This window comes from Dysgonomonas sp. GY75 (genome assembly GCF_015234155.1).
GTDB lineage: Bacteria > Bacteroidota > Bacteroidia > Bacteroidales > Dysgonomonadaceae > Dysgonomonas > Dysgonomonas gadei.
Map to the genome: position 1 here is coordinate 15,511 of NZ_JADCLQ010000051.1, position 23,201 is coordinate 38,711.

At 41.3% G+C, this 23,201-nt stretch carries 12 protein-coding genes; 4 read left to right on the forward strand and 8 right to left on the reverse strand.

The annotated features are described in order from the left end of the window. Nucleotide 1: 1 nt before the first annotated feature. The 4 genes from IR083_RS19170 (at nt 2) to IR083_RS19185 (ending at nt 8,025) form a co-directional block, all read left to right on the forward strand. A complete protein-coding gene (locus IR083_RS19170) occupies nt 2-2,350 on the forward strand; it encodes an ABC transporter permease (protein ID WP_194225508.1) in 2,349 nt (782 codons plus the stop codon). A 61-nt stretch (nt 2,351-2,411) separates the two neighbouring features. Continuing rightward, nucleotides 2,412-3,092: an ABC transporter ATP-binding protein gene (locus tag IR083_RS19175; protein ID WP_006798243.1), complete on the forward strand. Its 681-nt coding sequence runs from the start codon at nt 2,412-2,414 to the stop codon at nt 3,090-3,092. Between the two features lie 45 nt (nt 3,093-3,137). Then, the gene (locus IR083_RS19180; RefSeq protein WP_194225509.1) at nt 3,138-5,495 is read left to right on the forward strand and encodes an ABC transporter permease; all 2,358 of its coding nucleotides are present in this window, start codon (nt 3,138-3,140) and stop codon (nt 5,493-5,495) included. A gap of 142 nt (nt 5,496-5,637) precedes the next feature. Further along, nucleotides 5,638-8,025 carry an ABC transporter permease gene (locus IR083_RS19185; RefSeq protein WP_194225510.1) on the forward strand — a complete coding sequence of 796 codons (2,388 nt, stop codon included), beginning with the start codon at nt 5,638-5,640 and terminating at the stop codon, nt 8,023-8,025. A gap of 5 nt (nt 8,026-8,030) precedes the next feature. Here the strand turns inward: IR083_RS19185 and IR083_RS19190 are convergent, their stop codons facing one another. The 8 genes from IR083_RS19190 to IR083_RS19225 form a co-directional block, all read right to left on the reverse strand. Next, on the reverse strand, nt 8,031-8,744 hold the full coding sequence (locus IR083_RS19190; protein ID WP_194225511.1) for a DUF4276 family protein: 714 nt from the start codon (nt 8,742-8,744) through the stop codon (nt 8,031-8,033). Continuing rightward, entirely contained in the window at nt 8,744-9,883 is a 1,140-nt protein-coding gene (locus tag IR083_RS19195; RefSeq protein ID WP_006798248.1) for an AAA family ATPase, read from the reverse strand. Before IR083_RS19195 ends, IR083_RS19190 begins: the two co-directional genes overlap by 1 nt. Nucleotides 9,884-10,227: 344 nt before the next feature. Further along, nucleotides 10,228-11,319 carry a Gfo/Idh/MocA family protein gene (locus tag IR083_RS19200; RefSeq protein ID WP_044215369.1) on the reverse strand — a complete coding sequence of 364 codons (1,092 nt, stop codon included), beginning with the start codon at nt 11,317-11,319 and terminating at the stop codon, nt 10,228-10,230. Nucleotides 11,320-11,671: 352 nt separating this feature from the next. Continuing rightward, complete coding sequence (locus tag IR083_RS19205; protein ID WP_194225512.1) at nt 11,672-12,775, reverse strand: glycoside hydrolase family 105 protein; 1,104 nt, start codon at nt 12,773-12,775, stop codon at nt 11,672-11,674. A 70-nt stretch (nt 12,776-12,845) separates the two neighbouring features. Beyond that, nucleotides 12,846-14,225 (reverse strand): FAD-dependent oxidoreductase, encoded by a 1,380-nt coding sequence (locus IR083_RS19210; protein ID WP_006798251.1) that lies wholly within the window; start codon nt 14,223-14,225, stop codon nt 12,846-12,848. Between the two features lie 923 nt (nt 14,226-15,148). Then, the gene (locus IR083_RS19215) at nt 15,149-17,857 is read right to left on the reverse strand and encodes a glycoside hydrolase family 2 protein (protein ID WP_194225513.1); all 2,709 of its coding nucleotides are present in this window, start codon (nt 17,855-17,857) and stop codon (nt 15,149-15,151) included. A gap of 149 nt (nt 17,858-18,006) precedes the next feature. Next, entirely contained in the window at nt 18,007-19,752 is a 1,746-nt protein-coding gene (locus tag IR083_RS19220; protein ID WP_194225514.1) for a RagB/SusD family nutrient uptake outer membrane protein, read from the reverse strand. Nucleotides 19,753-19,855: 103 nt separating this feature from the next. Next, nucleotides 19,856-22,975 (reverse strand): SusC/RagA family TonB-linked outer membrane protein, encoded by a 3,120-nt coding sequence (locus tag IR083_RS19225; protein ID WP_194225515.1) that lies wholly within the window; start codon nt 22,973-22,975, stop codon nt 19,856-19,858. Between the last annotated feature and the right edge of the window lie 226 nt (nt 22,976-23,201).

Here is a 23,201-nt window from a genome sequence, read left to right on the forward strand (position 1 = left end):
TATGAAATCAGTAATAAGAAATTTCATCTATGTCCTACGGCGGTTCAAGACAGCAACATTCTTGAATATTTTAGGTTTATCTGTCGCTTTCACATCATTTATGATTATAATGATGCAGGTCAATTTCGACTCCAACTTCGATAAAGATATAGTTAATGCAGACTGTATATATCGTGTAGAAGTGGTACATAAGGATGGGAGTAAACAGGGTATCATATGCCGTCCGATATCTGATATTCTGTTTCAGTCATCACCTCATATTTTAGCCGGAACGATAACTAACTTCGGTTCAGAACGATTTTTCCTTAAACCGGTATCTGGCAACAACTCGAATTCAGGATTTCAGGAAGAAATGCTCAGAGTCACCTCGACTTACACAGATGTATTTCATTTCGATATGATTGAAGGCTCGGATAAAGCTTTATCAGAACCCGGTAAAATATTAATTCCCGCAAGTATTGCCCACAAAATATGGAGAGACGAACATGCATTAAATAAACAGCTAAAACTGGAAGATAACACAATATATACTATAGGCGGAGTATATAAAGATTTTCCTAAAAATACGTCTCTCCTGAATGTCATTTATTATAAAATGCCCGATGATGAAAATATCAAAAGTTGGGGAAACAGTAACTATAACCTATTCATACAGGTGGATTCCCCGGAGGCTGTGAACGGTTTGTCTGATACATTCAGGAAGTATGCTGCAAATGATTTGAATAACGATTGGAAAGATGTAGTCTTTCAGTTTACCCAATTGCCCGAGCTCCATTATACCACAGATGTTCTTTATGACAGACATCCGAAATCGAGCCGTCAGACAATAGCAATATTATTTGCCATTGCGTTCGTCATCGTTATCATTGCCGGCGTAAACTTCACTAATTTCAGTATGGCTTTGACTCCTGCCCGTATCAGAAGTATCAATACGCAAAAAGTACTGGGTGCAACAGAAACAGAGTTACGCATCATATTACTTATCGAAGCGGTTTGTACTGCAATAGTTGCCTTTATCCTTTCAGTTTTGTGGCTAAAGCTGGTACAATACTCACCCATACAGGAATTAATAAATGCTGATATAGCAATAATGACTAATTTACCTCTAATCATATTATCGGCATTACTAGCTTTAATTATAGGTATCGTATCGGGTATCTATCCGGCCTTTTATATGACATCTTTCCCTCCGGCATTAGTACTGAAAGGTAACTTCGGACTATCAGGTAAAGGGCAGAAAATGAGAAACATACTTATCGGATTCCAATTTATTGCCTCTCTGGCATTAATAATGAGTGCCGGATTGATGTATATGCAAAACCATTTTATGCAAAACTCTTCTCTGGGATACGATAAAGAAGCCTTGATAATAGTAGGTGCTGATAAGTCGCTACGGGATAAGTGGTCATTGGTTAAGTCGCAATTAGAAACAGACCCACAAATCAAGAATATTTCCAAGAGCCAAATAGTATTGTCGAGTAGCGAACAGTATATGGGTTGGGGACGGATATATAAAGAAAAAAACATACAATTTCAATGCATCCCTGTCGGCTACTCATTCCTCGATGCAATGGGAATAAAAATATCGGAAGGACGTAACTTCACCGAAGAAGATGCAAGCAAAAGGCTACCCTGCTACATATTCAACGAAAAAGCCAAAACGGAGTACGACTTAGAATTAAATTCGATGATAGACAGCATGGAAATCATCGGCTTTGTACCTGATCTGAAATTTGCTACATTCCGTACAGAAGTGGCTCCGATGGCATTCTATCTGATAATGGAAAATGGCAACGATTGGACGAGCCGGTTCAATCATATATATGTGAAGACAACCAAAGAAGCCAATCCGTATCAGGCCATCGAGACAGTAAAAAAGACCTTGAGTACTATCAATCCTGATTATCCGTATAACATCCGTTTTTTCGATGATGTATTGAATAACACGTATCAGAAAGAGAAGAAACTTTCTTTGTTGATTACAACATTCAGCCTGATAGCCATTCTTATTTCCATTGTCGGTGTATTCGGGCTGGTTATCTTCGAGAGTGAATATCGCCGTAAGGAAATTAGTATCCGTAAAGTGATGGGATCATCTATAAATGAAATACTCTTGCTGTTTAATAAGACATATATAAAGATATTGGTTGTTTGTTTTATACTAGCTACCCCTTTATCATATTATATAATCAATCGCTGGCTCGAAAACTTTGCTTACCGGACCCCGATACATTGGTGGGTATTCTTGACAAGCGGAGCCATAATATCCCTGATCGTAATTGCTACCGTCAGCTGGCAAAGTTGGAAAACGGCAAATATGAATCCAGTAGATTCATTAAAAAACGAATGATATAAATAAAAAAATATTTAATAGGTCTGCGACCTTAAAAAACAATTTAAATTTAAAAGTTATGATACAGATTAATGATTTAAAGAAAGTATTCCGTACAGAAGAAGTAGAGACAATCGCATTGAACGGTATATCTATGCATGTAAATAAAGGCGAATTTATCGCTATTATGGGACCTTCAGGTTGTGGTAAATCCACCCTGCTAAATATTCTGGGATTGTTGGACAACCCTACATCCGGGCATTATCTATTAGACCAAAATGAAGTAGGCAACTTAAAGGAGAAAGAACGCACACAAACCCGTAAAGGAAATATCGGATTTGTATTCCAAAGCTTCAATTTGATTGAAGAAATGACTGTCTTCGAAAACGTGGAACTCCCCCTCACCTATCTGAAAGTAAAAGCATCGGAACGCAAAAAACGTGTAGAAGACACTCTCCGCAGAATGAGCATCAGCCACAGAGCAAGCCATTTCCCCAATCAACTATCAGGAGGTCAGCAACAACGTGTTGCCATAGCACGTGCTGTAATAGCCAATCCCAAACTGATACTGGCCGATGAACCGACTGGTAATCTGGATTCTAAAAACGGAAAGGATGTGATGGACCTGCTCACCGAACTCAACAGGGAAGGTGCTACCATTGTCATGGTAACTCACTCCCAGCACGATGCCTCATTTGCTCACCGTATAGTGAATCTGTTCGACGGACAGATCGTTACCGAGGTAGAAAGCATGATGTAATAGTTTTTTTCATTCATACCCTTACAATCAATCAGCAATATAACAATGAAACAATTTTTCAGGAATTTCAGGAAACAGAAAACCGTGGGTATACTTAATATTTGCGGATTAAGCCTCGGTATCATGGTTTCCATTACAGTCGGATTGTGGGCTATCAATGAATTATCTTTCGACAATTTTCATAAAAACGGAGAGAGGATGTATCGGGTAGTGCAGAGTTTCGAGTATGGTAGTATTCCTATCAAAGCAGCTACCGCTTTTAAACCTTTGGGTGAACTGGCTGCTGCGGAGATTCCCGAAATAGAACAGATGTGCAGGGTAGTTATAGAAAACAATGGTATTGAGATTGACCGGATCACATATTTTAATGTAAGGAATATTATTACCGACCCTAATTTCTTTTCATTCTTCTCTTTTCCCCTGAAAGAAGGAGATATTAAAACGGCTTTCTCGGCCCCTGATAACGTTATTCTAACAGAATCGTCTGCAAAAAGATACTTTCCAAATGAAAACCCCATAGGTAAGACTGTTATCTTTCACGGATGGAAATTTACCGTATCCGCTATTATGTACGATATGCCTCGAAACTCTCATATACAAGCTGATATTGTTTTCCCTCTGTTTTCTTTTTTCAAAGACTGGGGATGGGACAGCAGTTTTAAGTATGATACCTATTTTATCCTTTCTCCAAATGCAGACATTCATTCTATAGAAAAGAAGGTCAGTCTGATAAATAAGAGAGGTGTATCAGCTTTTATTGGCGATATTCCTGTTGAACTGGAGCACCTGAAAAATATTCATTTCAGCAAAACAAGTGCGGGTTTCGATAGTGCAATAAAAGGGAATGAAAACCTTTTAAAAACGTTTATTAGTATAGCCATAGCCATTCTTATCATCGCTTGCATCAATTTTACAAATCTTTTCATTTCTACTTCTTTCATCAGGGCAAAAACTATCGGAATCAAAAAATCGCTCGGTGCCTGTAAAAAACTGCTTATATTGGACTTCTATAAAGAAACTGCTTTATACGTTCTGATTGCTATATTTTTAGGTATATTACTTACAATGCTGGCTCTTCCCGTGTTCAATAGTTACACACAGTCTAATGTGACTATAGATTATCTTTCTCCTGAATTATACATCTTTATTTTCACTTTGGCAGTAGTGACAATCTTTATAGCCGGCTCGTTCCCTGCTTTTCAAATGACTAAAATCGGAGTTATAGAAACCCTTAAAGGAAAATTTCGTGGAAAAAAGATGTCTATATTTCAGAAGGTACTTATAATTGTCCAATTCTCCACGTCTATCAGCCTTCTCATTATAGTACTTTTCTTTGCTAAACAAATAGATCAGATACTTAATCAGAATTTGGGCTTTGACAACAAAAATATAGTTTACATAAATGGCTGGAGAGACTTTGGTCGCGATTATAAAGCTCTGCGCGAAGAAATGATACAAGAACCCTCTATTACAGATGTAGCAATGAAACAATACGATCTGCCTCTTAGAGGAGGGAATGGAATAGGAGGAAAAAACGTAGAAACCGGAGAGGAGATATTACTTGACTTATCGGAAGTATCACCCAACTATTTCGACTTCTTCGGTATGGTATTCATTGCCGGTGAAAATCCTTTGTATGAAGAAAGTGCTGCTAGTTCACGCTTTTGTGTTATAAATGAACGGGCAGCCCGGTTACTGGGGCTGGAAGATCCTGTAGGCAAAGCTTTTCATATAATATCCGTAGGAGGAAAGCTCAGTGAAAACGATGGGAAAGAGTATATCGTGAAAGGTGTGATACGCGATTCTTATGTAAAATCGTTATATCAGGAACCTGATGCTCAAATGTATCTCAACCTATCAAGGGATGATCATAATCCGATATTCTTCAAAATCGCCGGAAACCCTCAAAAGGCAATAAAGACCATAGAAAAGAAATGGAAGCAAATATTGCCTAATGTACCTTTCGAATATCATTACCTGGATACAACATATGAGGCTCAATACTCGTCCGAAATGAATGCTCGTAATGTATTAAGTTATGCATTGATTATCACTTTGATTATTACCGTCATGGGCTTATATGCGATGGTATTTTATTCTACCCAGCGAAGGATAAAAGAAATAGGTATCCGCAAAATAAACGGGGCAACGATTCTCGACCTTATCGCATTATTAAATAAAGACACTATAATATGGATAGTTATTTCATTTCTCATAGCCTGCCCGGTGTCCTATTACTTTGTCTCACGTTGGCTGGATGGTTTTGTAGTAAAAACATCACTGAGCATATGGATATTCCTGGGAGCCGGGGCATTATCTTTCATCATCGCAATGCTTACGGTCTGCTATCAGACATGGAAGGCGGCAAATATGAATCCTGTAAATGCAATACAAAATGAATAGTATTAGTTTCCATAGATAATTGTAATTGTAAAGGAGTAGAAAAGGTTTAGAAGCAGACACACTCTTTCTCTTTCTTTCCATGTTTTTTAGCCTTTCGCTCCTTCTACAATTCATATTAAATCAATAAATCAAAGAACTCTTTATGTACCATATACCGTTTATACTCCGCCGCTTGCTGAAAAGTAAAAGTCTCCGTATTATAAATCTGCTGGGATTAACCCTCATATTTGCTTGTATATTGGTTTCCTATACATACATCAAGCGCGAACTTAGCTACGATAAGTTTTACAGCAATGCTCACCGGATAGCCCGCATGACTCTTTCATATGAAAACAATACAGCTGACGGACGTATTTATGGTATTTCTGCAAAACAAATATGGCAAGACATACCCGAAATAGAAGACGTACTGAAGTTGGAACTGGTAAATACAGCAATACTAAACCACAATGGCAACAAACAAGTATTAAGCAATCTATTCTTTGCCGGTGAGAACTTATTGAACATCCTCGACATCCCGTTAATAGAGGGCAATAGCAAAGAAGCATTCAGGTCTCCCGAAAGTGTCATTATCAGCGAACGCCTCGCACTCCAACTCTTTGGCAGGACAGATATAATCGGCGAAAAAATAGAATTGAGCAGCAGACGAATCGAATCTACTGTCCGCTTTATAAGTGGAGTATTTAAGAACATGCCCGAAAATACCCACTTCCATAGCGATGTCATTATCCATAAAGACGATTTAGACAATTCATTTTACTATACATACCTGTTGTTGAAAGACGGTTACAATCTTGCCGACATTCAAAGCAGGCTGACCACCAATTTCAAATCACAAAACCCGGATAACGGGAATGCCGTAATCAGTCTGATGCCGATGACCGACATCCATTTGCATAGCCATTTACTACGCGAAATGGAAACCAACGGTAATATATATTACATCTACCTGATAGCTGGCATCAATCTCCTTCTTCTTATAATCGTCCTGTTCAACCTGTGGCTCAATTCCAGTGTAATATTCTCTTACAATAAGCGGTATTACCAGTTGCTGAGAATGAACGGAGCTTCCTCTTCGGTAGTAATAAAAGACGAGATATGGGTTTCGCTACTCTTAGCTGTTATCTCCATATTAGCCGGGAAATTACTATCGGCATTCATCGGTAACTATTTCTCCATCCCATTCTCGACATTATCCTTAGGCGAAACAATCATTCTCGCCCTTCTTTTTATCCTTTTCACCATCTTTGTATCTCTATTGCCTATACTTATCAATATGTCGGCAACCATCTTTCTGAATGAGCAGGCAGACTTGCGGCAATCCCGCTTTTCTATATCCAATGTAAAATACATGCTCATAGTACAGTACAGTATCGTCCTGTTCATTATCATAGTAGGTATCGGCATCAATAGTCAGATGGCCCTTATCCGCAACACTCAGGTTGCAGGCAACAATGACAGGATACTTGTATTTGAAGAACAACCGCACGAGGTCATAAAAAACTATACAGCCTTTCGGGACGAGCTCCTCAAACATAGCGAAATAGAATCCGTTACAGCCGCTATGCAACTACCGGGAATCGCTGTCCGCGATATGATTGCTATAACCGCACAAGGGAAAGAACCGGTATATATACCCGTACTGGTGGTCGGTGAAGACTTTATGCAGACTTTCAATATAAAACCTGTAGCGGGAACACTGTTTCCACCTCTCCGGCTATCATATGCGGAAGAAGAAAATCTTCAGCAAAGGAAGATGTATGAAGAAGGCTTTAAACCATTCCACACAGACAATATCATAGTCAACAGAAAAGCACTCGGTCAATTAGGCTTCTCCTCGCCTGAAGAAGCTATCGGAAAAGAGGTCGGCATAGTCCACAACTCTCTCGACTATTTTCCTACAGGAATAATCTGCGGAGTAGTCGAAGATTTCACATACACCAATGTTTATGAAGACGCCATCCCTATGGTTATACTCCAACGGAATATGTTTATGAATTGCTTCATTATCCGCATTGCCCCCGGTAGGAACGAACAGGCTTTAGTCACTCTGAACTCTGTATGGGCTACACTAAATCCTGATTATCCGATCAACTACAAATTCCTGTCAGACTCTTACAAATCCCTATATATGAACGAGCTGAATGCTGAGAAGGTCGTTATATTCTTCTCCATACTGTCTTTCATTATCACTATCCTCGGACTGATTATATTCATGGCCTTTATGATAAAGAACCGTATGAAGGAAATCAGCATCCGCAAAGTAAATGGCGCAACCAATAGCGAGATCGTGTTTATGCTCAATTTCGGATTGTTGCGATGGATATTCCTATCCTTTGTCATAGCAATGCCTGCGGCATGGTATGTTATGGACAAGTGGCTCGAGAACTTTGCATATAAGACGACCATATACTGGTGGATATTTGTCCTTGCGGGAGTATCAGTTTTTCTGGTTTCTTTCCTTGCTATCAGCTGGCAAAGCCTTAGGGCAGCCCGTATCAATCCGGCCAAATCATTAAAGGGGGATTAAGATTATCACTTCTTCCCTTTAAAATTCTCGATGGCTTTCAGCAGACGGTCCAGTGGACGGATATCATAACGAAGGTCAAAACGTATATAATTAAAGTCCAGCTTATTGACCACACGGGCAGTTGCATTGTATTTCTTAGTATACGACTTACCTACAAGACGATAAATATTATCGAGGTCTTTGGCCGGATGCTCCCTTGCTTGCGGATCGGAAGCATAGGGATCGAATCCCAGCTTATCTTTTATGAAGCGTCCTGTAAGCCGTTTGTCGATTTTCCTGAGGTGATTGGTTTCTGCCAGAAACCAGGCCTCTATTTCGTGTACAGCTATAATGACATCGAAATAATGAGCATCGTTCTTCAGCTTGTTTGGAAGAAAGCGCAACCCTTTTTCCAGCTTTTCCAAATCGTCTATCGGCAACGGATACAGGTCGCGTAAGCCAATAATCATTTCATAACCGTTTTTTCGTAAAGTCTCCATATTGTCCAGTATCTCAGATTTCACACGGTTGTCCGAACCACAGTCAAAAATGAGCACTTCGTATTTCGGGTTACGCGAAAATGAAGAGTTCCGCACAATCTCTACTTTCGGGATATTCACTCCTCCGCGAAACTGTTTCTGTATAATATTTATCTGTTGAGTTCCCAGAATTTCCTTTATCAAGCGATTAACGAAAATCTGCTCGGTCTGTCCTTCAACAAAAAAAGCAATCCGTTTCATCAATCGTTATCTTCATCTATAACACCAAAGCCTTTCTTGAAAAAGTCCGTGGCAAGAAAATCAAAGTTATTCAGTCCAGTGTATTTAAAATCGTCGAAAGTATCTTTCGAATTGGTGTAATCGTAAAATATAGATTTACTACTCTCCCGCCCTATCACAGACCAGTAGCGAAGTGGTATCTGGTTCATAACCTGCCTATCGTTGGACGTCATAAAGAATTGCATATTCGATTTGTTGACTTTCTTAATAACCAGATCCATCATCTTCTTCGAACTTTCGAAGTCGAGGCCTTCGCCCATATCGTCGATAAGCAGGCAAAGGGAAATATCGCTCAGCCGGGCATAACTTAACATAATGAACAAAGATAAGGCACGGAACATCCCCTGCGACATCTCACGCTGCGAGATTGTATATTCCCCGTCTTCTTCAATAAAGATACCAAAGCCGCCACGGGTTTCCTTTATATCGATATTTGTGATTGAATAACCCAATTCCTGCATACCGGCTTTAACTTCCGATATAAATGTTTCGCCAAAAAGTTCCCGCCCCTTGTAGAATGTGTATATGAGTACATCCGGGTCGTCTATGTCATGATCGTCCCCATCTATTTGGGTATAATCTTTTACCAGGCGATTCTTTTCCAACTGATTAGCAAACAGATAATTCTTTAATGATTCGCCCCATGATACAAGATTCGCAAAATAGGGTTTGCCTTCAGCATCGCACTGCGCTATGGCGATTTCGAAATCGGCTACTTCGAACGGAATATTTTCTCCCTGAGGGTTCAATAGTATCTTTTTTGACCTGTTCAGTAATACTTTATTATTGAGAGTCAATACCTCATCTGTTACTATTCTGTCCTTAAAGGTCAAAGAATACTTGTATTTATCATTATTGCCATTGGTAAATATCAGTTCGAACAATTCGGACGGACTGATCGCATATTTCAAATCTATTCTGCCCGATAGTAAATCGGCAATTTCACGAATAACATTCAATGTGCGGCTCTTACCCGAAGCATTCTTTCCGACCAATAGATTTATATTATTGAAATAAGCATAATCACCACCATTTCCCACAATGCACCATTCGCGGGGTTCTCCTACATAGCGGGTATATTTTAAAGCACTTAGTATCATCCTAGTAATAAATTTATATATTATGAATAAGCGTATAAGTAAAGCAAAGTATTTAATACAACATTATTTAAACACAGCTAACTATCCCTCTCGCAGATGAAAAAATAATAAAAAGGTCTGTGACCTTATCTGTTGTTTCAGACTCAAATATACGTTTTTTTCAGTAATCGGTGAATAAAAATCATTTACCTTATCATTATTACACGGTCATAACCGAGTCCCGCAAATTTCGAACAGGATAATCAACAATACAGGAAATTTTAAATTACAAACTGTAATAATATAAATGGAGTTATCTCTCCGACTTTTGAGACAACTCCATCTTATTATTTTGGTTGGATGATCTACAATTTCACTCTCCTACCCGTCTTGCTGCTTTCTATGGCCGCATTGAGTATCTCTACAACTATAAGGTTATTTTCCAAAGAGGACAGATCGGTAGGCTTCACCTCTATTTCGCCACGTACAGCGGCTTTGAGGTAATAGAAAGAATCGTTGTACGGTGCGGTCAACTTTTCGGCTACCATCTTATTTTCTTTCTTATCCGAATATACACGCATATCATTTGCATTATCCTGATATATATAGCCTTTATCACCGTAGATATGCATATCCTTGCGACTCATCGGCCAGTTCCACGAAGCCATGATAACAACTGTGGCATCGGGATACTCAAGCATTATAGTCGCATCATCGTCCACCTTGGGATAAACCTGCGGTTTCAGATGCTGTAATGTGGCGGATACGCTGACAGGCTTCCTGCCTCCCATCAACCATGTACTCAGATTTGCTCCATAACAACCGAAGTCTACAACAGCACCGCCTCCATTAAGCACGGGATCGGTAAGCCATCGGAGAAACTCCGGGCCGCAACCTATTTCTACAGGTCCCTGATGTCCGTCATACACATTTATACGCGATATCCGGCCAATCGCATTTTCATTCTTAATCAGATCGTAAGCTTTATGATTGGCGGCATACCATGTTGTTTCATAGTTGGTAAGCACCATTATATTATGCTTGCGAGCCAGTTCTGCTATGCGTTTTGCCTGCTCTGTTGTGGTAGCGAGCGGTTTCTCTACCATTACGTGTATACCACGCGGTGCGCAGGCTTCGATTACACGCAGATGGTCATATATGCTTTCATAAACAATAACAGCTTCGGGCTTGGTTTTATCCAGCATTTCATCCAGATTCTCAAAGAATTTACTCTTATCTACTTTTGCCCGTAAGGTCTTATTGTTCCAAAGTGAAGTATCTTTTTCTGCAATACCTACCACTTCGAAATCACCCCTGTCGAGGCGGGAAAGGACTTCCCATAAGTGTCCGTGCGAAAGACCTGCCACAGCAAGGCGGAGCGGTTTATCATTTTGTGCCGATGCAATTGCGGATATAGCTGATAAAGCCATTATCAGAAGGATTTTAAATTGTTTCATGGAATACTTATTTTGTTAAATAAATCAATTGACCAAAGTTAAAAAAAATAATAATTCCCAATCCTTCTTTTTATGGCTTTTATTCTGAAGAAAATGCATCAATATTTTCCATCCGCAATATTGTAAATATAAGAAGCTGTTTGAATTATACCGGAATAAATAAAAACAAATTTTTAACGACCTTTACCAGCCTCTGTTTGGCTGCTTTAAGCATCTTTTTAACCTTTTTCTCTTGGTTTAGCCCGCTAAACCTGCGATAAAAACGCTAAAAATCTATCTTAAATCAGCTCAAAACAGGCAGGTAATATAACTCAAACAGCTTCTAAATTCAAGATATTACAATTTCCACTACTCATTTCTTCATAAGAGCAACCGTACACCACAGATAAGGAGCCTGACCGTGAAAATCTCCCGCCAGGCGCGGACGATCGTAATAGTACTGCTTATCATTCTTCTTACCTGTACCGACACATACTTCAGTTACATTATTACGCTCGTCGATATACGGAATCATTGCCAGCCATGCTTTCCGGGCGGCAGGAGCATATTCTTTAGCATCCAGCCAGCCTTGTTTAACTCCTACTATAAAGGCATAGGTAAACATGGCAGATCCTGAGGTCTCAACCCAGCAGTCAGGCTCGTCAATCAATTGGTTCCACATGCCGCTAGGAGCCTGATATTTTTTCAAACTCTCCATCATTGTAAGATAGCCTTTCATTATACGTGGACGGTCTTTATGATCCGCAGGAAGATAACCAAGCAGATCGGCCATACCTACAGCCATCCAGCCATCTCCCCGCCCCCAGTAGTAAGGAACATCCGGTGCATGATAGAAAAGTCCGTTAGGTCGCTGTATTTCTTCCAGATAGAGCACCATTTCCTTTGCTGCGCGGTCAATATACCTGGAATCTCCGGTCACTTTATACGCCTCGGCCTGTACAGAAGTTATCATATACATATCGTCGATCCACAAGCGTGTCTGCCATGAATAGCCTTTCTCCGCCCAGGCCTTTTCCTCCGGTTTTGCATTGGCCGGAACTTCCCATTGGGTATCGGCATAGGCCATACCCATATCCAGATAGCGTTTGTCTTTTGTAATCTGATAAAGTTTAAGGGCTAATCCGCCAAACATATTGTAATCGACATGATTCATAGGAGGCAACAGGACTTTCTCCCTTGTGAAGAAAGGTTCGAATCTCTCCTGCAGAAGTTTAATAAGTTTCTGATCTTTTGTTTGAAGGGCATAATCGAGAGCCCCGGTCCAGGTGCATACTTCGGCATAATGAATATACCTCCCCGCATAAAGGTCATGCCTGTCGTCTACAATATGATACGCCAGACGCTTCCCTACTTCTTCGGGAGTGAATCCTTTGGGAAAGTTAGTCAACTGGTTTTGCTGGGAAAACAAAAACTGGAATGGTAAAAGAAGTAATAACGTAAATAATTTTCGAAACATGATATTGATTTTTAGTTATAAAATAGCTACAAAAAAATGGTGTAAATAAAACTTAAACAGTCTCTAACAATTATAATAATTGCCCGACCTCTTTCAGGCGGCTCCTGAGTTTAGTAATATCAACATTATGAACATCGGGGGTCGTTGATTTAAAAATCTGTCCGGCAGCTACACCTGCAGCTTCTCCCGTAACCAGACATGGGGGCATTACCCGCAGACTGCCATGTGCATAATGGTCGGTAGAGATACAACGCCCCGCCACAAATACATTTTTAAGTCCTATCGGAAGAAGGCTTCTGAAAGGTATACCGTGCGATTCTCCTTTTCCATAGCGTTTATATTCTTTTGCATCGCTTTTATGTATATCTATATAATAAGAGTTACGCCCGATACCATCCTCAAACTCTCTGCGTGCCTGCCAGTCTTCGACTGTAAAAGTATAATCGCATTTAATGCGGCGGCTTTCGCGAATACCCATCAAAGAGCCTGTGGTAGCGAGATAGGAAGCCGCGAATACTTTCGGTTCATACTCGGCGAGTCCTTCCTGAAACTGCCGGGCTATTTTACGGCCAACCATCATTGCCGATGAGAGTGAGACCGGATTAGTACTATCCACCGTTACATGACCCGCATTAAAAGCCAGATATCCGGGCCCTGCATATTTGTCATTGATGTGACTATCCTTTATCAGATCGTATTTTCCCGACTTTAGCATTTCATGTATAGGGCCATCCTTCCTGCTGGTATGCACACTACCGATCAGCGAAAATTGATACGGATCAATATTCGCCAGTGCGAAGCACAGCGTACCCTCCTGAACAGCACCCTTACCGTCGCCCGTATCAAATTTAGCTCCGGCCCATGCCGCTAGATCGCCATCGCCCGTACAGTCTATAAACAGTTTGGCTTTGTATGCGGTAAGACCGGCCTTATTTCCCACAATGATAGCGTCAACCACTCCGTCCTGCTTCATTTCCACAGCAGCCATAGTAGTAAAGAACAGAACGGATACCCCTTCCGAAGTTACCAGATCGTCATACACCACTTTCAGATATTCAGAGTTGATCGGAACCCAGTCATCTCCTTTTACGTGAGGAACTCCTTTTTTAGCTTCCAAGAATACCTTTTCCGCTATCCCTTTATAAATAATCTTTTCCTTATCCGTAAAAGGACACCATGCATTCAACAGGCCGGAAGTCCCCATTCCTCCAAGAGCTCCGGTACCTTCTATCAGTAAAGTTTTCGCTCCTTCGCGTGCGGCAGCGGTGGCTGCAGCACATCCCGAAGGGCCACCTCCGACAACAATAACATCCCACTGATCGTCTACTTTTATACCCTCTTTCCGGGATATAGTCTGTGAGGATATTGTTTCCCCTGCCGATATACTGCTGCTTGCAATTGAAGCCAGTCCCAGCATGCCCGCATTACGTAAAAATTTTCTTCGTTCCATATATATTTATTATTTAAATTCTGTTTTTCATATTTAATCACACCGCAGAAAGTAACATATTCACATTTTCGAATCTACCAACATTTAACAATTTTTCGAGTCAAACTCTTATTAAATTAAACTTCATTTACAATATATAGTTAAAAGGTAACAGAAGTAACAGAAAAATCAATTAATAATTAAGAATGAACAATTAATAATTTGATTGTTATACTGAGTGGAGCGAAGTATCTCGTCAGTTAACGATTAACAACTTGTATCCCGTGTCTTGTCTACTCGTATCTCATATAACTTCCAACTTATTACTTAAAACTCATTACTTGTTAAAAAGTAACACATGTAACACCTTTTTCATTATTATTCTAGTATCATGTCAACAAAAAATAACGTTTTATAATTAGTGGCTTGTTGTAGGGGTGAATTATCATCCGCCCGCTTTAATAGCATCATTCCCATATTCGGGCGTAAAATATTACGCCCCTACAGCAAGTCATCAAACCCTCATTATAGCCTTGACGCAACTTAGTTACTTTTTCCATTCTTGCAGGGGGGGCACTCTTGTACCTACCTCTCACTCGAGAAGGAGGTAAATACAAGATATAGCCCCTGCAAAAATTTCTAAAAAGGTAACAAAGGTAACATCTTCGTTCCCGTTTTCTACTTGTCACTTCCGAGTTACAGGGCAAACGCATCAAATTATTCAACTTCTATCGAAGGCCTGTAGGGGCGTATTGCATACGCCCGCATAACAAAATATCACAACTGGGCGTATGCAATACGCCCCTATAGGAGGTTGAAAACAGCTTTATGAATTTTGATGCGTTTGCCCTATCCGAGTTAACCAGTATATTAAAATTTATTTCAAAGAACTATAAGTTAATACTATATAGATAAAGTGTTTTTCTAAAATCAGATTATATTCTTCATTTTACTAAAATAGTATTTTTCACCGGAGAAACATTAAAACCCTTCAGAATCAATGAATAATTATCTGCCGGAAGATTCTTTTTATCTGTCTCTATTGTTATGCTGCGGCTTTCTCCCGGCATCATACTAAAGAAGTTATCGGTATAATACGAAGGACGTACAGGCTTGCCTGCCCGGTCGAGCCATTGCAATTGTGTGAAGAACGCAATTGAACGGTTCGTGTTTTTCAGCTCGATGTCTATATAATGCTTTCCTTCGCTTACACGGGTTTTGTATTTCATCGACACTTTAGCTGGAGCAAGGTCTTTTATGCTTTGGAAACCTGCAGTCGTAGGTCCTGTCATAGACTTCATCCCTTCATATACGCTCGTGGAACGCCAGTAGAAGTTACTGCCCACTTCCTTTCCCGTGTTATCGAAAAGGCGTAGTTTGATAAAATGGACGGGTGAAATATTCTCAGGAAAATCAATCTTAAATACGTCATTTACAGCCCCATCTTCGGGAAGATCTATCGAAGCCTGATTTTTCCATACTTGTTTTGAGTTGATATCGAAAACTTCAGCTGTAACCTTATAACCGGAAAAGGCTTTATAATAGTCGTTTATCACCGATACGGTATTTTTCAGATAGTCGAACTGAGGGTGTAACGGTTCGCATGCATTTGCCGCCGCATAGAGCGCTGCCGTAGGTTCGAGCGACCAGTCCCACATACGCCCGCAAACCTGACGGACAGGAGAATTGTGATACCAGAAAAGGACACCGGAAGTGTAACGGTCTCCATAATTCAGTTTATTATAGTTCCAGACCTCCCAGATACTTTTGTAACTCATTGCTCCTACAAATTGCCCTTTCATCGCGAATTCGTCTATGCTTTCCGACTTTCCGTACTCATCCACCAAGTCTACATAGAGTGACGACATCTGGTGAAATCCATTTCCATCACTATAATCCCATACCTCCGTATTGATTGGCCAGAGGTCTTTTTCCGGCATCATTTCACGCAGGCATTCAACAGTAGGGAGACACGGCGCGCCATATTCGGGATTGAACCCGTCTACCCGGCTGCCACGTTCGGATGCCGTGTTTTCATAATGCCTCATCGGATTGACCGTTTTATATGGACTGCCATCGTGTATCCCGCAACATTCCGATTCCATCTGGTAACCGCGTGTGCCGTCTATCCGCTGAAGTAATTCTTCGAGACCGGACATTTCGGTTGATTCATTCGAACATACATAATAAGCCAGTGACGGATGATTCCGTACACGTTTAACGGTCGATTCCGCATTCTGCAAATGTAGGGCCCTGTCGATAGGGTGCTTCGTATCACCTGTCATCCAGAATTCCTTCCATACCATTATTCCCAGCTCATCGCACAGATCGAAAAAGTAGTCAGATTCTGTGATACCGCCACCCCAGAAGCGAATCAGGTTTACGCCCGATTGTGCTGTATAGCGTAGCTCCGCATAAGTTCGCTCGTCAGACATACGCAGCATGTTTTCCGGCAACCAGTTAGTCCCTTTGATAAAGATATCTTTTCCGTTCACCCTGAATGTGCGCGACTTATCGGGAGTATCTGTGTGCGATGTAATTTCCCTGATACCGAAACGGGTCGTTATCGAATCAGAAAGTTCGCCCCCTACTTCCGCTTTTACAGAAAGGGTGTAAAGTTCCTGCGGGCCTTTATTAACTGGCCACCAGAGACGGGGTTTGTCTATAGCTAACTGAGGAAAATCGGTAGCGTTGAATTCTATTGTTTTGGTCAGTCCACGTAAAATTTCAACCTCCTTTTCGAAAGTAATGCCTTCACCCAGTATTTCACCTTTTATCTTCACCTTTTGCGTTCTGAATCCCGGGTTGTGCAATTCTATACTTACGGTCTGGCGGGAATGGTCATAACCGGGTTTTCGCAAATCGCTCTTCACGAAGGGATGGTTAAGCGTAACTTCCCCTGTTTTAAAGAAACTGATATCTTTCCATATCCCCGTATTACGGTCGCGAATACCATCGAGGTAGGTAAAATCCCAACCTACCGTCATGAGCATTGTTACATTCTTGCCAATTTCCCCATTACCCCCATTGCGGAATTCGCCTATTGCCCCCCACGATTTGGAAACGCCTTCACGCGGGCCGCCCGGTTCATCTACAGGATATACTTTTACTGCAAGCACATTCTTGTTACCCGAATTGATATAGTCTGTTATATCGATGAATTCCTGACGGAACATTCCGGCTATATTGCCGGCCATTTTACCATTGAGCCAAAGTTCGGCCCGGTAGTTTATTCCATCCACCTGCATCCACATACGTTCGCCCTTCACGCATTCAAGCCCGTCAAACTCGGTACGAAACCAATAGGTGTAAAAATCACGCCCTGCGGTACTCAAATCGGGGATTAATCCACTTGTTATTTTGTTATTCAGGCCAAAATAGGGTTCTGGATAGAGTCCCTGGGCCACCAGCGAATTGAGTACTGTACCGGGAACAATCGCTTCTGCCCATCCCTTTGTACCATATCCGACGCTGGAAACATCTTCTGCCCTATCGCCGACATCTCCTGCCTTTTTCATGAGCCATTGGGCTGTTCCTCCATGTCCCATACCAGATTTTAAAGAAAGGAGATACCCGCGTCCCTGAGAAAACGCCGATTCACAAAATATCAGAATTAAAAACGTAAAAATTAAATGCTTATAACAAACTCTCATTATCTTTTTTATTTATTGATGTCAATTCTTAGGGCATTAATATTGCCTCTATTTTCAGTTTTGTATTTTCAGAATGCCCTTACATGAATCTCAAAATCTGATACAGGCGTACACCAAACCCATACGCCTGTATGATTTACTGAAAGGATTTACATTTTATCCCATCCGTTAGGTTGTTGCGGATAAGGATCCCCTACAATAACAGACTCTATCTGTTTCTGAGGGATCGGACGTAATACATGGAAATCCTGTATGTTATCTTTAGGTAAGGTATGATTTGTCCATTTTGTGGTGAAGAAACCATACTTCCGCACCCGTTCTACCAATTTCTTTGTGCGTACAAGGTCGAGCCAGCGCAACTGTTCGCCGCAAAGCTCACGTGTTCTTTCATCCAGAATATAATCGATGGTTACATCCGCTGCGGAAATCATCAGGTCATTAACATATTCGGTCTTCGAGGCAGCCCTCTTACGAAGTTCGTTGATATAATAGGCTGCTCCGTCGGTAGTCGAATTATTTCCGAGTTTGAAAGCCGCTTCGGCGGCAATAAGATACGTTTCCGCCAGACGGTACACGATAATTGTACGACGGGAGTCGAATGAAAGGCTTGTCCGGTTAGGGTCCAAATATTTCTTCATTGTAGGGAAGTTAGGATCGGTATAATTCTCCGGAGTAAGTATATAGTAATTTGCCGACTCTATCTCCTCTTTGGTCATATTCTTACCCGGGAGATAGCCTGCAAGCTCGCCTTTTGCGCCACTTCTGATTGCAGAATACTTGTTGTCACCAACATAGAATTCCTGCTTTTTATTACTGAAATCAACCGGAGCTGTCCATTTGCTTTGGAAGGTACCATGATAACGTGAGTCTTTGTCTATATCACCAAAAACCGTGTTGTATAGCCAAGTGGTTCCGTGATAACGCGCGTAAACACGCCCGTCCTCTATCTGCTGAATATTGCCGCTACCATTAAAGTTAAAGTAGCCTGCAACAAAAATATGAGCAAGGTTATTCATACCCGAATCCTTTTCCGGAACACCATAAATAGGGTCGTCTGTCATTTGCACATTAAAGAGTATTTCCTGATTGTTTTCATTTCCGGGTTTATGAATATCTTCATATTTTCCCATCAGTTTAACCCCTGTCCGGTCTCCATCCTCTATCAGCTTTGTTGCTATATCATATGCATTCTGAAAATCGGTGGCTTTAGCTGCGCTACTCCATCCACGTGTAAGATATACTTTTGCCAGAAGATGACGGGCTAATGCCTGGGTAACACGTCCGGGCTGGGTATCTTTAGGGCCGACAGGCAGATTACCGGGAGTTGTACAATACAGCAGGTCTTCGACAACAAAGTCGTAAACATCGGCCATCGGGTCACGCTTAGCTGTTTTCACCACAACGTCGTTGTATGTGCGGTTCAATGTCACATCGCCGAAAAACTGCACCAAACGGAAATAAAGCAATGCCCTGAAAAATCTGGCCTCAGCCAGCATGGTTATCTTTTTGGCTTCAGGAATATCAGTCATACTTTCGCCGAAGTGAACAAGGCCATTACAAGTATTAATCAGGGTATATGAACTTCTCCAATAGTCATAAATATAACCGGAATTAGGCTTATAATTCGTTGTATAATTACCAAAATTATAGATGTCGCCCGAAGAACGGCTATAGAATTCGTCGGTTCCGGGCACAGTTATCATATGAATAGCACTGATAGGTCCATAAAAGGCTCTCATTCCACCATATACGCCGTTCAATCCAAGTTCGAAACCTTGTGGTGTACTGAATGACTCAGGTGTCATCTTCGAGTGATTTTCTTCGTCCAGAAAATCGCCGCATGCCATCATAATAAATAGCGGAAGGCAGGCTAATAAATATATTATTTTTTTCATTGTTGTCTCACAATTAAGTAAATGAATATGTTTTATAATACATTTTTGAGTTATAGTAATCTTATTTTATTTACTCACCCATGTAATAAAAAGGTCTGCGACCTTAAAAGGTTATATTAATACCGAATAACATTTGCCATGATGGAGGTATTACAGTACCCATCACCCGGTTGGTTTCCGGATCAAGCCCTTTATATTTGTTTACATATTCGGAAAAGAATGTAAATGGATTTGTCGCTGTGGAATAAACACGGGCCTTGCTCACCCCTACTGTCTTAAGAAGTTTATCCGGTAAGGAATATCCCAAAGTAAGCGTCCGTATCTTGAGATAAGAGGCGTCAAACAGTGTAAGCGTACCTTTGTAAGGTATACTCTGCACTTTATTATTCGGAGCCGGCCAGCGGGCGCCTGTATTTTCAGGAGTCCAGTAATCTACATTCAGGTTGTTGTAATAACCTCCCATCAGAGAGTTTTGTCCTCCACCATAAAGTTCAGACCTAAGCATGCCACCCTGACGGAAATTCATAACCACAGTGAAATCGAAGTTCTTATATGCCAGACTATTTGTCCATCCTCCTTCGAAGTTTGCCTGATGACTACCTACTATTTTGCGGTCAAAATCATTGATTACATTATCCGGAACACCGTCAGGGCCACTGATATCCGCGACTTTAATAGTTCCTATCACCGAGTCGTCGCCGGAAGTCTTCAACCCGTAACTTTCTGCAAGCGCCCTGTCCTCAGGAGTATCCTGCCAGATACCGAGCCCTACATATTCGTAGAAAGACCCTAAGGGATGACCGACAAAAAGGTTGTCTGAAATCAGCTTGTCTACACCTTCGGTAAGTTGAACAACCTTATTTCTGTTGAAATAAATGTTGAAATCGGAAGTCCATTGGAATTTATTTTTACCATCACCGTCGAAAACATGTACCCGGGCTGCGAATTCAAACCCGACATTTTCCGTTTTACCCACATTGTAAGGGATTTGCGTGCTTACTCCGCTTGTCGCCGGAGGGGTAAATTTCATCATCAGGTTGTTGGAGAATTGTTTATAAACCTCAATTGATCCCGAAAATCGGTTATTAAGAAAGCCTAAATCTATACCAGCATTGTAACTGGCGGTACGCTCCCACTTCAGTTCGCTGTTCGAGGCAGCAGTGGGATAGTATCCAAGTACACCCTGTGACCCGAAGATATACTTGTTGCTGGTCATGTCACCCATAGTATCGTAAGGACTCACATTGGTGTTACCTACTTCTCCATAACTTAGCCTCAGTTTCAGCTGTGACAATATGTGAGAAGTCCCGCTCATAAACTTTTCATTGCCAATATTCCATGCCAAAGCGGCAGACGGAAAATAATGCCATTTATTCCCTTTAGCCAAACGTGATGAACCATCGGTACGAAGCGTTGCCGTAAGGTAATAACGGGAGTCGTAGTCGTAATTGATACGCCCCATATAAGAGAGCATACTCCATTTATTATAATCTCCGTTTCCCTTATGATTCTCAGCCGTACCCGGATTGTAGTATCCCACCTGATTGGTCGGTACGTTTTCGTAGTCCAGATCGAATTCCTGAGCTTCTCTTTCTTCGGCACTAAACATGGCCGTAAGATTGAGATTGTGCTTATCGAACTTCCTGTCATAAGTTAACAGGTTCTCAATAGTATAATCGGTCAGAGAATTGGATTCGTTATACCCGTAGTTAGATGACTGGCGGCGCTTGCTTGTCCCTTTCTGATAGTAACGTTGCAGCGTGGTAGAAGAAAGTTGTACTCCGGCATTGAGCCTGTATTTGAATCCATGTGTGAAATCCACCTCCAGATAACCTGTTGTAAATGTTGACAGCCTTTTGCGATCATCCTGAATCGCATCTTTGCGAAGGTCCATTAAAGGATTGCTCATAAGGTCGTTCGGATGCACTTTTTCCCTGATTGTACCATCATCCATGTATGGCGACAACAACGGACTGAGACTAAGGGCGTCACCCATCGGATTCAGGCTTTCCCCCCTGCTGATATAATAGGTATTCAATGTATTCAGTCCAAATTTCAGGTATTTGTTTATTGTATGATCTATAGACAATTTGAGGGTTGTGCGCTCCATTGATTGCAGGTCATATACACCCGTCGATTTATAGTATCCCAGCGATGCGGCATACTGTGTATTCTTTGTTCCGCCCGATAAGCTGATCTGATGATTGGTCATCAAAGGGTTCTGGTCATACAGTTCCCTTTGCCAGTCGGTATCTACTCCCCTCTCATAACCTTCTATTTCTCCATCGAGGCCTCCTTCAAATACTTTTTGCAGTACTTTGGGATCGTCAATACCCGTATAATTCTCCGCATTTTTATAACGGTTATACATAGACCATTTGCGCAACTTCATATAGTCTTCAGATTTCATAACATCATAGAAACCCAACGGTTTACTGAAACCGATATATCCATTATAGTTCACAACGGCCTTGGTACCCTCAGCACCACGCTTAGTAGAGATGAGTATAACCCCATTGGCTCCACGCGAGCCATAAATCGCTGTCGATGATGCGTCCTTAAGCACTGTAACCGAGGTAATATCCTCGGGCGCGATATTGTTCATCATACTTAGTTCGTAAGGAATACCATCCACAACCAAAAGAGGGTCGTTACCGGCTGCTATCGACCGGGTTCCCCGGATACGGATTTCGGGAGTATGTCCCGGATGTGTGGAACCGCCGCTACGCTGTATGTTCACACCGGCCCCCGCCCCTTGCAGAGCCATCGCGATATTTGCGGCAGGAGTAGCCCGGATAGTTTGCTCACCCATAACATTAACCGCTCCTGTGAGATCGGAGCGCTTACGTGTACCATAGCCTACAACTACTACGCTTTCCAGATTGATAACATTGTCTTCGAGAACAACATCGATTCTCGTTTGCCGTCCTACGGGGATTTCCTGCGAAATATAGCCGATAGATGAGAATACCAGTATATCATTGCCAGTCGCATTGATCGTATATTCTCCCTTGTCACTGGTTATTGTTCCCGTAGTTGTTCCTTTTACCGCCACTACAGCGCCTATTACAGGTTCACCACTAGCAGTAACAGTACCGGAAATAGTCACTTTTGCCTGCTGACCGTTTTGTGCAGTCACCACATTTACTGTCAGAAATAAAGCGATAGCCATACTTAATGACATAAACTGTCTAAGTTTGTTTCTTAGTTTGTTCTTTTTCATAAATAATAATGGTTTTTCATAATAATAAATTCTTCTTTTCAATGGTTTTTGAGTGCGAATTAGATTAAACGTTAATTTGAACAAAATTAAGGAAGCTATGGTATCCCTTTGTCCGCATTTCTGTAATAATTGTCAGCAAAGATGCATGGCAGAAAAACGGACTAAAATGGCAGATATACGCATATGCCTTGACATAATACTGAGGGAAGAATTAGGTAAAGCTTGT